Here is a 14,464-nt window from a genome sequence, read left to right as displayed (position 1 = left end):
AAACACCCGTGTCTTTCAAGACACGGGTGTTTTTTATTCACTGCGCTTTAATTCTACTTCCGGCATCAGTTCCTCACCCACAACCTGGAGCATCTCGTCCAGCTGGCGGGCCTCCTCCGGCGTAAACCGGGCCTTGACCCGGTTCATGACCTGCTGGAGATAGTGGGTGCTGATGTTGTAGTAATTCATATATTTCTGAGTGGGCCGCAGGTGGTATTCCCGGCGGTCATGCGAGGACTGTACCTTCTCCACATATCCCTTTTGAATGAGGCTGTTCACCTTATAAGCAGCATTGGGAGATGAGATATGGACGAAGGAGGCAAACTCGTTGATGGTCGGCTCCTTCAAAGCCAGAATAATTTCCATGCAGAAGGTCTCCACTGCCGTCAGGCTGGCCTCTCGGTTCTGGAAGCGAGAAAAAACTTCCTGATAAAAGTGCAGCTTGAATTTCGTATACACCTCAGCAAAGCTCTCCTCTAGCATGATGGTTCACCCTCCTCTCTGTATCCAACAGCGTTTTACACTGGGCTCCCGACAATTGGGGAGATCCTGCCTTCCCGGGAGCACGCAGGGCAAATGCGTTTCCAGATCAGCAGGAGGCGGCGGTACGCTCCGTCAGAGCAAAGGTCAGTTCCGCCTTACAGGCCGTTTTCCCGTTGACCTTGGCAGTGGCGGTTCCAAATCCCACAGGGCCCCGCTGGGCGGTGAGCTCACACTCCAGCTCCAACACATCGCCAGGACGGACCTGCTGTTTGAACCGGGCGTTCTTGATGCCTCCAAACAAGGCTAGTTTACCCTGATTGCCCTCCACCGTCAAGATGGCCACTGCTCCTACCTGGGCCAGTGCCTCAATGATGAGCACTCCCGGCATAACCTTATAGCCGGGGAAATGTCCCTGGAAAAAGGGCTCGTTGGCTGTGACACATTTGATGCCCTTGGCGCTCTGGCCAGGGACGCACTCCACGATTTTATCCACCAGGAGGAAGGGGTAGCGGTGGGGCAACAGCTGCTCGATCTGATCTACATTCAGTTCCATATCCTTACTCCTCCCACTTTTTCAGCACCACGGCGGCGTTGTGGCCCCCGAAGCCCAGGGAGTTAGACAGGGCCACATGGATGTCAGCCTGACGGCCTTCATTGGGCACAATGTCCAGATCACAGGCCGGATCAGGCACCTGATAGCCGATGGTGGCAGGGACATAGCCCTCCTTCAAGGCCATGGCGGTAAAGATGGCCTCCACAGCTCCGGCAGCACCCAGCAAGTGTCCAGTCATGGACTTGGTGGAGCTGACCATCAGCTTATTGGCGTGGTCGCCGAAGGTGGTGTGGATGGCCGCCGTCTCACAGGAGTCATTCATGGGGGTGGAGGTGCCGTGGGCGTTGATGTAATCCACCTGCTCGGGAGCAATTCCCGCGTCGGCCAGAGCCTGGGCCATACAGGCCGCACCGCCCGCGCCACCAGGGGCAGGAGCAGTGATATGGTGGGCGTCACAGTTGGCGCCGTAGCCGATGACCTCAGCATAGATCTTGGCGCCCCGGGCCTTGGCGTGCTCATACTCCTCCAGGATCAAAGCGCCCGCGCCCTCGCCCATGACAAAGCCGGAACGCTCCGCGTCAAAGGGGATGGAAGCCCGGCTGATATCCGTGCTATCGGTAAGAGCCTTCATGGCAGTGAAGCCTCCCATAGCCAGGGGGGTGATGGCAGCCTCAGTACCGCCGCACAGCATCACATCACCGTAGCCGTCTCGAATGTGGCGGAAGGCGTCGCCCACGGCATTGGTACCACCGGCGCAGGCAGTGACCACACAGGAGCACATACCCTTGAAGCCGTAACGGATCGCCATGTGACCGGCCGCCATGTTGGAGATGATCATGGGGATCATGAAGGGGGACACGGAGTCAAAGCCCCGCTCCAGGCCCCGCTCGTAGGCCTCGCCTACCGTCTCAAAGCCGCCGATGCCACTGGAAAACAGCACGCCGCAGCGGTCCAGATTCTCCTTCTCCATCTCCAGGCCGCTGTCGGCCACAGCCTGGTCGGAGGCCACCAGGGCCAACTGGGTGAAGCGGTCCATCTTCTTGGCATCCCGCTTGCCCAACAGCGCACCGATGTCCAGGTCCTTCACTTCACCAGCCAGCTTTACCTTCTGGTTGGAGGTATCATAACGGGTGATGGGGCCGATGCCGCACTTGCCCGCCTTGGCCGCCTGCCAGCTCTCCTCCACGGTATTGCCGATGGGGTTCACCGTGCCCATGCCGGTGATGACTACTCTGCGTCTTTCCATACTTCTCACCTCGTTAAACCGCCATGCCGCCGTCCACACACAGCACCTGGCCGGTGATGTAGGCCGACTCCGGCTGAGCAAAATAGGCTACCGCCCGGGCCACGTCCTCAGGCTGACCGGGATGTCCCATGGGGATGGTGGACAGCATAGCGGTCTTGGCATTCTCAGGCAGAACCGCAGTCATATCTGTCTCAATGAAGCCGGGGGCCACCGCGTTTACCGTCACGCCCCGGGTGGCCAGCTCCTTGGCCGCCGACTTGGTCAGACCCAAAATACCAGCCTTACTGGCGGAGTAGCTGGTCTGTCCAGGGTTTCCCCGCAGGCCCACCACACTGCTCAGATTGATGATCCGACCATAGCGCTGGCGCATCATCAGCTTGGAGGCAGCCTTCATACAGAAGTAGGCCCCCTTCAGGTTGGTGCTCAATACCCGGTCAAAATCGTCTGCCTTGGCGGTCATCAGCAGGCCGTCCCGGGTAATGCCCGCATTGTTGACCAGAATATCCACTTTGCCGAAGCGCTCCTTCACCGCCTGGATCAGTTGCTCACAGGCAGCGGGATCGGCTACGTCGGCCTGAAAAGCCTCCGCCTCCACCCCGAGAGCCCGGCAGGCCTCCACCGTCTCCTGGGCGGCGGCCTCGTTGCCGGCGTAGTTGACCGCCACAGCTGCGCCCTGACGGGCCAGCTCCAGGCAGATGGCGCGGCCGATTCCCCGGCTGCCGCCGGTGACCAGGGCCACAGATTCCTTCATGGTCATTGGGCTTCTCCTTTCAGCTCAGCCGTCACCTTTTCCAGGTCGGCGGCGGTATCGATGTTAAAGGTACGGATGGAGGAGGCGGTCTTCTTCACAAAGGAGCTCAGGGTCTTGCCCGGCCCGATCTCCACAATGGTATCGATGCAGTCGGCCTCCATGGCGCGGATGGTGTCCTCCCAGAAAACGGAGGACTGCACCTGCTTTTCCAGCAGGGCGGGAATGGTATCCCCCTCCCCCATGGGCGCACCCTTGCAGTTGAAGTAGACAGGCAATTTCATCTCTCCGAAGGAGATGGTGGTAAAGTGCTGGGCCAGGGCGTCTCCGGCGGGCTTCATCAGACGGGTATGGAAGGGGCCGCTCACCTTCAGGGGCATACACCGCTTGGCACCCAGCTCCTTGGCCAGCTCTCCGGCCTTATCCACAGCGGCCTTCTCGCCGCCGATGACCAGCTGACCGGGACAGTTGTAGTTACAGATCTGCACCACGCCCAGCTCGCAGGCCTGGTCACAGGCCTGCTGGAGCTTCTCCCGGTCCAGGCCCAGCACGGCGGTCATGCCGCACACCAGCCCGGCAGCCGCCTGCTCCATGGCCCGGCCCCGGAGGGCCACAGTTTGAAGGGCGGTATCCCGGTCAAAGACTCCGGCGGCATAGAGGGCGGAATATTCACCCAGGGACAAACCGGCGGCGGCGGCGGGACGAATCCCCCGCTGAGCCAGCAGGTCGGTCACACCAATAGCAAAAGCCACCATACAGGGCTGGGTATACCGGGTCTGGGAGAGCTGCTCCTCCGGTCCCTCAAAGCACAGCTGCTTGACGTCAAAGTCCACCGGCACGTTGTCCAGCACGGCGCGGAACTCCGGATATTGCTCATAGAAGTCCCGGCCCATGCCCACCTTCTGGCTGCCCTGACCGGCATATACAAAAGCCAGCTTCATCCTTAAACCTCCTTAGCCAGCTGCTGAGCGGTCTCATGACTGCCGGCACACAGCTCCTCCAAAATAGTGCGCAGGGGGCGAATCTCATGGAGCATACCAGCCACCTGGCCGGCCATGAGAGAACCGGTCTTGGTATCGCCATCGAAGACAGCCCGGCGCAGGGAGCCCAGGGTGAACTTCTCCAGCTCCATCTTGTCGGCGCCCTCCTTCTCCTGCTTGAGGTACTCCCGGGTCATCTGGTTCTTCAGCACCCGGACAGGAGCGCCCACGCTGCGGCCGGTAACGGTGGTGTCGCTGTCCTTGGCCTTCAGCAGGGCCTGCTTGTAGTTCTCATGGATGGGGCACTCCTGGCTGACCAGCAGGCAGGTACCGATCTGAGCGCCGCAAGCACCCAGAGCGAAGGCCGCCGCCAGCTGACGGCCGCTGGCAATGCCGCCGGCGGCGATGACAGGCAGGTCAGTCATGGCGCACACCTGGGGGACCAGGGCCATAGTGGTCAGCTCACCCACATGGCCGCCGGACTCGGTGCCCTCGGCGATGAAACCGTCCACCCCCAGAGGCTCCAGGCGACGGACAAGAGTGGTGGCCGCCACCACGGGGAAGACCTTGATTCCAGCCTCCTTCCAGGCCGGAACGAACTGGCTGGGGACACCAGCGCCGGTGGTCACCACCTTGACGCCCTCCTCCACCACCACCTTGGCCATTTCAGGAGCTGCCGGGTTCATCAGCATGATATTCACACCAAAGGGCTTATCGGTCAGCTCCTTGCAGCGGCGGATGTGGTCGCGCAGCATATCGGCGTTCATTCCGCCCGCCCCGATGAGGCCCAGGGCCCCGGCATTAGATACGGCGGCGGCGAACTCACCGGTGGCGATGTTGGCCATGCCGCCCTGGATCAGGGGGAACTCCGTCCCCAGCAGTTCATTCAACTTCATATGTTATCTCCTTCTCTTGTTCCCTTGCTCGGGGATTCGGCACTTCTTACCACTTCAGCAGGGCTCCGGCCCAGGTCAGGCCGCCGCCAAAGCCCACGATCAGCACCCGCATTCCAGGCTTCAACTCTCCAGCCAGCACCAGCTCATCCAGCGCCATAGGGATGCTGGCGGCAGAGGTGTTGCCGTAGCGGTCCATATTCTTATAAAACAGGCCCTCCCGGGCCTTCAGCTTTTTGGCCACATGGTCAATGATTCGGGCGTTGGCCTGGTGGCAGACCACCAGGTCCAGATCGTTGATCCCGCAGCCCTCTGCTTCCAGCAGCTGGCGGATGGACTTCTCCACCACCTCCACCGCGAAACGGAACACCGCCTTGCCCTCCATATGTACCGCGGCCTTGTCCGGCCCCGGGCCCTGGACCCAGATGCTCTCCGGGTCTCCCCGAGAGCCGAACACCGTGTGCCACTGGGCGTCCTCGTCCCGGCACAGCACCGCTGCTCCGGCCCCGTCCCCAAAGAGGACACAGGTGTTGCGGTCGGTCATATCCAGCACCCGGCTGATCACCTCACAGCCCACCAGAAGGGCATAGGGCCGGACGCTGTCCCGCAGCAAGGCGTGGGCGGTCTTCATACCGTACAAAAAGCCGGCACAGGCAGCATTTAGATCAAAACAAAGGGTGTCCTCCAGCATTCCCAGATGCTTTTGCAGTAGACAGGCCATGGAAGGGCTGGCATAGTCGGGGGTAAAGGTAGCCACCAGGCATACTCCGATGTCCTCGGGCTTCAATCCCGCCCGATCCAGGGCCTGTTGGGCCGCTCCCATAGCCAAATCCAGTCCCGACTCTTTCTCACAGAAGTGGCGGGCGTGGATCCCGGTACGGCTGTAGACCCACTCGTCGCTGGTCTCCACCGTCTTGCTCAATTCCTCATTGGTCACCACACGGGCGGGTAAACACCGCCCGGTGGACAGGATCTTCGGTGCGCTCATGCGTCCTCCTTCCCCGCCGGGAGCAGGCTCTGCCCCATAGCGCGGAACATTTGATATCTCTGTTGGGCCAGCGCAGGGCCCTTCATCTTATCTAACGCGGCCAGCTCCTTTTTCAAAGCCGCGTCTACCGTGCGGAAGGTGGCCTCCCAGTCGGTATGGGCGCCTCCATCCGGCTCCCGCAGTACTCCCTGGACGATCCCGCCCCGGCGCAGGTCCTGAGCGGTGAGCTTCATCACCGCGCAGGCCTCCCCGCTGCGGGAGGAGTCCTTCCACAAAATAGAGGCAAAGCCCTCGGGGGAGAGCACGGAGTACACCGCGTGCTCCAGCATGAGCACCCGGTTGGCCACAGCCAGGGCCAGCGCTCCGCCGCTACCCCCCTCTCCGGTGACAATGGCGATCACCGGCACGGTGAGGGAGCTCATCAGAGCCAGACACTGGGCAATGGCCTCTCCCTGGCCCCGCTCCTCCGCCTCCTTGCCGGGGTATGCTCCCGGCGTGTCCACGAAGGTGATGATGGGCCGGCCGAACTTCTCCGCCTGCTTCATCAGCCGCTGGGCCTTCCGGTAGCCCTCCGGACCCGGCATGCCGAAGTTGCAGTGGAGGTTCTCCTCCAGATTCTTTCCCTTCCGATGGCCGATCACCGTGACAGGGCGGCCATGGAAGCGGGCGATTCCGCCGTAAATGCTGCCGTCCTCCCGGCACTGGCGATCTCCCCGCTGCTCAAAAAAGTCGGTGAACAGGGCGTTGACAAAGTCCACCACTCCGGGACGGCCCGGGTTTCGGGCCACTTTGACCTTCTCTTCCGGCGTGTACACGCTCATGACCGTCCCCCCTTTTCATGCAGGCTCAACAGCTGACCCAGCACATGCCTCCACTGGCTCCGGGGCACGATTTGGTCCAAAAAGCCGTGGTCCAGCAGATATTCCGCCCGCTGAAACCCCTCGGGCAGCTTCTCCCCAATGGTCTGCTCAATGACCCGGGGCCCGGCAAAGCCGATGAGGGCTCCTGGCTCGGAGAGCATAATGTCTCCCAGGGAAGCAAAGCTGGCCGTCACGCCGCCGGTGGTGGGGTGGGTCAAGCAGGAAATATACAGCCCTCCCTTAGACTGGAAGCGCTGGATGGCTGCCGCGGTCTTGGCCATCTGCATCAGGGAAAAAATGCCCTCCTGCATCCGGGCCCCGCCGCTGGCGGCAAAGATCACCAGAGAGAGCTTATGCCGTTCGGCGTACTCCGCCGCCCGGGCCACCTTCTCTCCCACCGCCGTTCCCATGCTGCCCATGAGAAACCGACTGTCCAACACAACAAACACCGCCTTGTGGTCCTGGACCTTGCCCACGGCGGCCACTGCCGCGTCCCGCAGGCCGGTCTCCTCCTCCAGAGCCTCCAACTTCTCCGGGTAGCCGGGGAAGTCCAGAGGGTCGGAGGGGGACAGCTTTTCCTCCAGTTCCTGGAAGGAACCGGGATCCAGAATCATAGAAAGGCGGTAATAAGCCCCAATGGGCCGGTGATAGCCGCACTTGGGACAAACCTGCAGATTATGGCTCCAGTCGGTGGCCGGCGTCTCTGCCCCGCAGGAGGGGCAGGGAGAGCGGCGGGCGGCGGTGATTTTCCCCTCCCGCATGGCCTGATAGGTCAGCAGCCGATCCCGGCGCTGAGTGAAAAATCGGTTCACTGGGTACTCCTTTCCAGAAAGCGCCGGTCAAAAGGGCCCTCGTCTCCTTGGGCCCTTTTCTTAGGTGCTCTCGCTGGCTGTCAGCTTGTCACAGGTTCGTGCCAGCTCCAGCAGCTTATCCAAATTGCGGTCTAAAAACCCGGTGTCGTACTGTCCCCTAACAAACTCCGCATCGTGCATGATGAGGTGGGCCAGTGCGGCGTTGGTGGGATAGCCCTCGATAACCAACTCCTCCAGGCTGCGGCGCATCCGGCGGATGGCCTCCAGCCGGGTGGGCGCATGGACCAGCACCTTGGCCACCAGGGAGTCGTAGAAGGGGGACACCTCATACCCCGAGTACAGGGCGGTATCCACCCGCACTCCGGGTCCCCCGGGTAGATGGAGAAACTCTGTCTTGCCGGGACAGGGCCGGAAGTTCTGCTCCGGGTCCTCGGCGTTGATGCGGCACTCGATGGCGTGGCCGTTTACCTTGATGTCCTCCTGGGTGAAGGACAGGGGCAGTCCAGCCGCTACCCGCAGCTGCTCCTTGACCAGGTCGATGCCGGTGACCAGCTCGGTAACCGGGTGTTCCACCTGAATCCGGGTGTTCATTTCAATAAAGTAGAAGGCGCCCTCGGGAGAGAGGACAAACTCAATGGTGCCCGCTCCCACATAGCCAGCCGCCTTGGCAGCGGCCACCGCCGCCGCCCCCATCTCCTCCCGAAGCTGAGGGGTCAGGGCTTTGGAGGGCGATTCCTCCACCAGCTTCTGGCGGCGGCGCTGGATGGAGCAGTCCCGCTCCCCCAGATGGACCACATGGCCCTGGGTGTCCGCCATGATCTGGAACTCGATGTGACGGGGATTGAGGACCAGCTTCTCCAGATACATCTCCCCGTTTCCGAAGCAGGCCACCGCCTCAGCCTGGGCAGCCTGGAAGGCACTCTCCAGATCCTCGGGGCGGTCCACCTGGCGCATGCCCCGTCCGCCGCCTCCGGCGGAGGCCTTGAGCAGGACGGGATAACCCACCTGCCCGGCCAGCTCCTTGGCTTGTTCCACGCTATGCAGCGGCCCGTCAGAGCCGGGAACCACCGGCACCCCGGCCTGCTGGGCCAGGGTGCGGGCGGCAGCTTTGCTGCCCATCTTCCGGATCACGTCTCCGGATGGGCCGATGTACTTCAATTCCGCCTCCACACACCGGTCGGCAAAGTCGGGGTTCTCCGACAGGAAGCCGTAGCCGGGGTGAAGGGCGTCGCAGCCGGTGGCCTTGGCCGCCGACAACAGGGCGTCCTGGTTAAGGTAGCTGTCCGCCGCCTTGGCCGGCCCGATGCACAGCGACCGGGTGGCCAGCTGGGCGTGGAGGGCGCTCTCATCGGCGGTGGAGTAGACGGCCACCGTCTCGATGTCCAGCTCCCGGCAGGCCCGGATGATCCGGAGGGCGATCTCCCCCCGGTTGGCGATCAATACGCGCTTGAGCATACCCTTACACCTTCCGAATCCGGAACAGGGGGTCGCCGAAGCCGACCGCCTCTCCATCCCGGCCCAGGACCTCTTCCACCACACAGTCGGCGGGAGCCGGGACCTCACTCATCATCTTCATGGCCTCGATGAGGCACAGGGTCTCCCCCTTCTTCACCTGCTTGCCCGGTGCGGCAAAGGGCTCCTCCCCGGGGGCGGGGGCAGCGTAGAAGGTGCCCACCAGGGGCGCCTTCACCAAATCCCCCTCCTCCGCCTTGGGGGCGGCAGCCGGCACGGCCGGCGCGGGGACGGCTGCGGCCACGGGCGCGGCCACCGCGGCTTGTACCACGGGAGCAGGGGTGTGACGCAGGACGATCTCCTCGCCCTCCTTCTTCCACTCCAGCTCGGTCAGCCCGGAACGGGAAAACCGCTCCATCAGATCATAAAGCTCCTGTAATTCCATGGGCTCCCCTCCTTGCTTGCTGTTTTTTGGACTTACTGAACCTTGCTCTTGATGTACTCCACAATGTCGTTGACGGTCTTGATGTTGGCCATGTCCTCGTCGGCAATGCCCACACCAAAGGCCTCCTCCAGAGCCATGGACAGCTCCACGGCCTCCAGGGAATCGGCCTCCAGGTCCTCAAACAGATTGGTCTCCAGGGTCACCTGGTCAGCGTCGCAGCTCAGGGTGTTGACGATGATGTCGCGCACATTCTCAAACGTGATCTCCATAATAGAAACTTCCTCTCATCATTGTTAAAATTCATTCAAGCATTTTAGTTAAAATATTTTAGATAAAATGCTTGAGCATTATTATATGGGGTTTCCGCCGAAAGTCAAGTCGAATTTTTGCCGGGGCCACACTTTTCCCCATTCCCCACAAAGAACCCCCCTCCCCTTCCAGCTTTTTACTTCATTTTCCACTTGACTTTTCAAACATAGGTTCTATAATTATTCGTACAAACGTTCGTTTCTGGAGGGATTACTTTGGAGCTGCTGGACAAGCTGAATATTCTGGCCGACGCGGCCAAATACGACGCCGCCTGTACCTCCAGCGGTCTGGACCGGGCGGGACGGCCGGGGACCATCGGCAGCACCACGCTGGCCGGCTGCTGCCACTCCTTCTCCGCGGACGGGCGGTGCATCTCCTTATTAAAAGTGTTGATGACCAATGTATGCGTCTACGACTGCCAATACTGCATCAACCGCCGCTCCAACGATGTGCCCCGGGCCGCCTTCACTCCCCGGGAGCTGTGCGAGCTGACCATGGGATTTTACCGCCGCAACTACATCGAGGGACTCTTTCTCTCCTCGGCGGTGTCGGGCAGCCCCGACCGCACCACGGAAGGGATGATCGAAACCCTGCGCCTGCTGCGGGAAGAGTACCGCTTTGGTGGCTATATCCACGCCAAGGCCATCCCCGGTGCCGACCCGCTTCTCACCCAGCGGCTGGGGCTGCTGGCCGACCGGATGTCGGTGAACATCGAGCTGCCCAGCGCCCCCAGTCTCTCCCAGCTAGCCCCGGACAAAAAGAAGGAGGCCATTTTGGCCCCTATGAAACAGATTCGGGACGGCATCACGGTGTCCCGTCAGGAGCTGAAGGTATACCGTCACGCTCCCCGCTTTGCCCCTGCGGGCCAGTCCACCCAAATGATCATTGGAGCCACTCCGGAGACAGACCGACAGATTCTCACCCTCTCCCAAGGGCTTTATCGGAAATACCAGCTTAAGCGGGTCTTTTATTCGGCCTATATGCCCGTCTCCACCAGCCCCCTCCTCCCCACTCCCCAGACCTTCCAGCCTCCTCTACTCCGGGAGCACCGGCTCTACCAGGCCGACTGGCTGCTGCGCTACTACCACTTTCAGGCGGAAGAGATTTTAGACGAGGATCAGCCCGATCTGGACCCCCGCATGGACCCTAAATGCTGCTGGGCTCTTCGACATCTGGACTTTTTTCCCGTGGAGGTCAACCGGGCCGACTACGAGGTTCTCCTCCGGGTCCCGGGCATCGGAGTACGCTCCGCACGGCGCATTCTCACCGCCCGGCGGGTGGGGCCCCTCACTTTTGAGGGACTCAAGCGGCTGGGCGTGGTCCTCAAGCGGGCCCAATACTTCCTCACCTGTTCGGGCCGGGTTCTCTCTGGCCTTCACGTCAAGGAGGACGGCCTGCTGCGCCATCTCATCTCCCTGGAGGCCCCCGCCCTGGCCGCCCCTATGCCTCAGCAATTGTCCCTATTTGCCGACCACTGAAAGGAGTTTCCCATGTTTCCCACCCAGGTCTGCTGCCAATATGACGGCTCCTTTACTGGTTTTCTCTCCTGTGTCTTTGACTGCTACGTCCACCAGGAGGAGCCGGTGGAGTTCCGAACACCAGGTGACCCCTGCTGCTCCCTCTACCCCATGCGGACCATACCCGCCCATGAGGAGCACGCCAAGCGAGTCTACCGCTCGCTGGCCCAGCGGATGGGCGCCCAGGGACAGCGCATGGTGGCTCGAGGCTTTCTCACCTGTCTGCCGGACAAGGAGCTGTGGCTATGGCGGCTCATTCAGGAGGGATTTCAGCGAGGTCCCGCCTTCACCCGGGACCTCACCCACCCGGTGGTGGACCGGGTGGGTAAGGCAGTGCTCCACCTGGAGCATGAGGCCCACCTGTTCACCGGTTTTGTCCGTTTTTCCGACCTGGCGGGCACTTTGGTGGGAGAAATTGAGCCCAAAAACCGGGTGCTCCCCCTGCTGCGCCCCCACTTCTGCTCCCGCTACCCCCAGGAGCGCTTTGTCCTCCACGACCGCACCCACCAGGAGGCCCTTCTCTACCAACCCGGCCAATGGGCTATCCTCCCAGTGGAGGATTTTCAGATGGGACCCGCCGGGGAGGAGGAGCTATCCTACCGCCGCCTGTGGCGCTCCTTTTACGACACCATTGCCATCGAGGGGCGGTACAACCCAAAGTGCCGCATGACTCACATGCCCAAACGGTATTGGGGCTGCATGACGGAGTTCCAGACGGACTCCCCCTCCAGCCAGCGGTCGGAATCGGCCCTTCTTCCCTCTCCCTAAACCCAAAAACAGGGCGCCCGAAGTTCCCACTCCAGGCGCCCTGTTTCTTATTCTCCGTGGTGATGACAGCTTCCACACTCCAGACCGCAGAAGATTTTTGGGTCGTAGGTGATGTTGTTTTTATCGTAGTAGTCCTTGACGGCGGCTTTCACCGCCTCCTCCGCCAGCACCGAGCAATGGATCTTATGAGTGGGCAGGCCGTCCAACGCCTCCACCACCGCCCGATTGGATAGCTCCAGGGCCTCCTCCACCGGTTTTCCCATGATCATCTCTGTTGCAATGGAGCTGGTGGCTATGGCAGAGCCGCAGCCGAAGGTGGTAAACTTGGCGTCGGCAATGACCCCGTCCTCCACCTTTAAGGTAATGCGCATGATGTCGCCGCACTTGGCGTTACCCACCTCTCCTACGCCGTCCGGGTTTTCGATCTCCCCCACGTTCCGGGGATTGCGGAAGTGGTCCATGACCTTTTCACTGTATAACATAAGCTCGCTCTCCTTTCTGAAGCTGGCGCCAAACCGGGGACATTGCCCGCAGGTAGGCCACCACCTCTTCCACCGCCTGGATAGTCTTGGTAATCTCTTCCTCTGTGGTCTCCTCCCCCAAAGTCAGCCGTAGGGAGCCGTGGGCCACCTCATGGGGGCGGCCAATGGCCAGCAGCACATGGCTGGGGTCCAGAGACCCGGAGGTGCAGGCGGAACCCGAGGAGGCGGCGATTCCCTTGTCATCCAGCAAAAGCAGTAGGGACTCCCCCTCGATTCCTTCAAAGCAGAAATTTACATTGCCGGGCAGGCGGCGCTCCCGGTCCCCGTTCAGGGCACTGTGAGGAATTTGCTCCAGGCCGGCGATAAGCTGGTCCCGCAGCTTCCGTTCCCGAGCGGCGTTCTCCTCCCGGTGGGCACAGGCCTCCTTCAACGCGGCGGCCATCCCCACGATGGCTGGGGTGTTCTCTGTCCCTGCCCGCTTGCCCCGCTCCTGTGCTCCCCCCTCAATTAGGGGAAACAGGGGCAGGCCGCGGCGGACGTACAAAGCTCCCACGCCACGGGGACCGTGGAACTTGTGTCCTGAGAGGGAGAGCAGGTCGATGTTCTGCTGTTCCACGTCCACCGGTACGTGGCCCACTGCCTGAACTGCATCGGTGTGGAAGGGAATTTTCCGCTCCCGGCAAAGCCGGCCGATCTCCTCCACCGGCTGCAGGGTACCGATCTCGTTGTTGGCGAACATCACGGACACCAGAGCGGTGTCCTCCCGCAAAGCGGCCTCCACATCCGCTACCTTGACGATGCCGCTCTCATCCACCGGCACCAAAGTCACCGTGAACCCCTCTTTCTCCAGAGCGGCCAGGGTGTGGAGAACGGCATGGTGTTCAATGGCGGTGGACACCAGGTGAGTCTTTCCCTGGCGCCGGCCCAGGGCAGCGGCGCTGCGGATGGCCTGGTTATCTGCCTCACTGCCGCCGCTGGTAAAATAGATCTCCTGGGCACTGGCTCCGATGGCGGAGGCGATCTCCTCCCGTGCCCGCTCCAGCACCTCTGCCGCCCGCTGTCCCGGCGTATGCAGGCTGGAGGGATTTCCCCAGCACTCTTCCATACAGGCCACCATGGCCTGCTGAGCGACCTGCCCTGTTTTGGTGGTAGCTGCGTTATCCAAATAGATCATAGCTTGTTCCTTTCCCCCGTTGGTTTATCGGTCGGTAAACATCCGTTTTATAAACATATAATTTTTATAGGTTAATTGTATGATAGCATTTAATTCCTACTTTGTCAATAGGTTTTTAAGTGACGAAAACCCCCGCCCTTGCCGTCCATTCGGCGGGCGGGGTTTGATCAGGTATGGTCCCCGTCTGTTCCATTGCAGCTGCCCGACTGCGTTGCCTGCCGGACTAGCTCCTCCAGTGTAATTCCATCCAGATACTGGTTGACCAGCTCCTCCAACCCTTTCCAAACCGGAAGGGTGGCACAGTGATCCTGGCGTGGGCAGCACATTCCCTCCATTCCCTGGCAGGCCACAGGGGTCAACGACCCTTCCGCCGCCCGCAGGATGGCGGCCACGGTACAGTCCTGTGGAGATACTGCCAGTTGGTAGCCCCCGCCTTTTCCCCGCAGGCCCTCCACCAGGCCCTCCTTGACCAGGCTTTTCATGATGGCTTCCAAGTATTTTTCTGAGATCTGCTGCCGCTGAGCTACATCTTTCAACGAAATCCAGCCCTCCCCGGCCCGGCCCGCCAGTTCAATCATCACCCGCAGCGCATACCGCCCCTTTGTGGATACCATCATAGGATCGCCCTCCTTTTTAACCTATTATAGCAGAGGGTTTTTCCCGTTACAAGGCCCTGATCTCCCCGATTCTCTTGCAAAATAGCGTCAAACCGCCTATAATAGCCTTGCATATCCTTCCACCCCCATCTCCAGGA

The 14,464-nt window shown here is 61.3% G+C and carries 17 protein-coding genes; 2 read left to right on the top strand and 15 right to left on the bottom strand.

The features are described from left to right. Window positions 1–33: 33 nt before the first annotated feature. From B5E43_RS02100 to acpP, 12 genes are all read right to left on the bottom strand, one after another. A complete protein-coding gene (locus B5E43_RS02100) occupies window positions 34–483 on the bottom strand; it encodes a MarR family winged helix-turn-helix transcriptional regulator (RefSeq protein ID WP_087393160.1) in 450 nt (149 codons plus the stop codon). Between the two features lie 106 nt (window positions 484–589). Further along, the gene (gene fabZ / locus B5E43_RS02095; protein WP_087393158.1) at window positions 590–1,036 is read right to left on the bottom strand and encodes a 3-hydroxyacyl-ACP dehydratase FabZ; all 447 of its coding nucleotides are present in this window, start codon (window positions 1,034–1,036) and stop codon (window positions 590–592) included. A gap of 4 nt (window positions 1,037–1,040) precedes the next feature. Beyond that, window positions 1,041–2,282: a beta-ketoacyl-ACP synthase II gene (fabF, locus tag B5E43_RS02090; protein ID WP_087393156.1), complete on the bottom strand. Its 1,242-nt coding sequence runs from the start codon at window positions 2,280–2,282 to the stop codon at window positions 1,041–1,043. Window positions 2,283–2,295: 13 nt separating this feature from the next. Beyond that, window positions 2,296–3,039, bottom strand: coding sequence for a 3-oxoacyl-[acyl-carrier-protein] reductase (fabG, locus tag B5E43_RS02085; RefSeq protein WP_087393154.1), 744 nt, complete (start codon window positions 3,037–3,039; stop codon window positions 2,296–2,298). After that, the gene (gene fabD / locus B5E43_RS02080) at window positions 3,036–3,971 is read right to left on the bottom strand and encodes an ACP S-malonyltransferase (RefSeq protein ID WP_087393152.1); all 936 of its coding nucleotides are present in this window, start codon (window positions 3,969–3,971) and stop codon (window positions 3,036–3,038) included. The genes fabG and fabD overlap by 4 nt, the downstream gene beginning before the upstream one ends. Before the next feature lie 2 nt (window positions 3,972–3,973). Then, complete coding sequence (locus B5E43_RS02075; protein WP_087393151.1) at window positions 3,974–4,906, bottom strand: nitronate monooxygenase; 933 nt, start codon at window positions 4,904–4,906, stop codon at window positions 3,974–3,976. A 46-nt stretch (window positions 4,907–4,952) separates the two neighbouring features. After that, window positions 4,953–5,891: a beta-ketoacyl-ACP synthase III gene (locus B5E43_RS02070; RefSeq protein WP_087393149.1), complete on the bottom strand. Its 939-nt coding sequence runs from the start codon at window positions 5,889–5,891 to the stop codon at window positions 4,953–4,955. Continuing rightward, window positions 5,888–6,712 (bottom strand): acetyl-CoA carboxylase carboxyltransferase subunit alpha, encoded by an 825-nt coding sequence (locus B5E43_RS02065; protein ID WP_087393147.1) that lies wholly within the window; start codon window positions 6,710–6,712, stop codon window positions 5,888–5,890. Before B5E43_RS02065 ends, B5E43_RS02070 begins: the two co-directional genes overlap by 4 nt. Continuing rightward, complete coding sequence (gene accD / locus B5E43_RS02060) at window positions 6,709–7,563, bottom strand: acetyl-CoA carboxylase, carboxyltransferase subunit beta (RefSeq protein WP_242964670.1); 855 nt, start codon at window positions 7,561–7,563, stop codon at window positions 6,709–6,711. Before accD ends, B5E43_RS02065 begins: the two co-directional genes overlap by 4 nt. 60 nt (window positions 7,564–7,623) lie before the next feature. Continuing rightward, window positions 7,624–9,018, bottom strand: a complete 1,395-nt coding sequence (accC, locus tag B5E43_RS02055) for an acetyl-CoA carboxylase biotin carboxylase subunit (RefSeq protein WP_087393145.1) — start codon at window positions 9,016–9,018, stop codon at window positions 7,624–7,626. Between the two features lie 4 nt (window positions 9,019–9,022). Further along, window positions 9,023–9,460 (bottom strand): acetyl-CoA carboxylase biotin carboxyl carrier protein, encoded by a 438-nt coding sequence (gene accB / locus B5E43_RS02050; RefSeq protein WP_087393143.1) that lies wholly within the window; start codon window positions 9,458–9,460, stop codon window positions 9,023–9,025. Window positions 9,461–9,492: 32 nt separating this feature from the next. Next, complete coding sequence (gene acpP / locus B5E43_RS02045; RefSeq protein ID WP_087393260.1) at window positions 9,493–9,723, bottom strand: acyl carrier protein; 231 nt, start codon at window positions 9,721–9,723, stop codon at window positions 9,493–9,495. Between the two features lie 261 nt (window positions 9,724–9,984). On the opposite strand from acpP, the gene B5E43_RS02040 reads away from it, so the two are divergent. Both B5E43_RS02040 and B5E43_RS02035 read left to right on the top strand, forming a co-directional pair. Beyond that, window positions 9,985–11,247 (top strand): putative DNA modification/repair radical SAM protein, encoded by a 1,263-nt coding sequence (locus B5E43_RS02040; protein WP_087393141.1) that lies wholly within the window; start codon window positions 9,985–9,987, stop codon window positions 11,245–11,247. A gap of 12 nt (window positions 11,248–11,259) precedes the next feature. Further along, window positions 11,260–12,054: a TIGR03915 family putative DNA repair protein gene (locus tag B5E43_RS02035; protein ID WP_087393139.1), complete on the top strand. Its 795-nt coding sequence runs from the start codon at window positions 11,260–11,262 to the stop codon at window positions 12,052–12,054. Between the two features lie 47 nt (window positions 12,055–12,101). Here the strand turns inward: B5E43_RS02035 and nifU are convergent, their stop codons facing one another. The 3 genes from nifU to B5E43_RS02020 all read right to left on the bottom strand — a co-directional run bounded on the left by nifU (window position 12,102) and on the right by B5E43_RS02020 (window position 14,327). Next, complete coding sequence (nifU, locus tag B5E43_RS02030; protein WP_087393137.1) at window positions 12,102–12,536, bottom strand: Fe-S cluster assembly scaffold protein NifU; 435 nt, start codon at window positions 12,534–12,536, stop codon at window positions 12,102–12,104. Continuing rightward, the gene (gene nifS / locus B5E43_RS02025) at window positions 12,523–13,710 is read right to left on the bottom strand and encodes a cysteine desulfurase NifS (protein ID WP_087393135.1); all 1,188 of its coding nucleotides are present in this window, start codon (window positions 13,708–13,710) and stop codon (window positions 12,523–12,525) included. Before nifS ends, nifU begins: the two co-directional genes overlap by 14 nt. Before the next feature lie 167 nt (window positions 13,711–13,877). Continuing rightward, window positions 13,878–14,327 (bottom strand): Rrf2 family transcriptional regulator, encoded by a 450-nt coding sequence (locus B5E43_RS02020; RefSeq protein WP_087393133.1) that lies wholly within the window; start codon window positions 14,325–14,327, stop codon window positions 13,878–13,880. Window positions 14,328–14,464 lie beyond the last annotated feature (137 nt).

Source organism: Flavonifractor sp. An100 (genome assembly GCF_002161175.1).
In the GTDB taxonomy this organism is placed as follows: Bacteria; Bacillota; Clostridia; order Oscillospirales; family Oscillospiraceae; genus Lawsonibacter.
The sequence above is the reverse complement of the archived record's forward strand: the minus strand, read 5'-3'. Positions and strand labels throughout refer to the sequence as shown.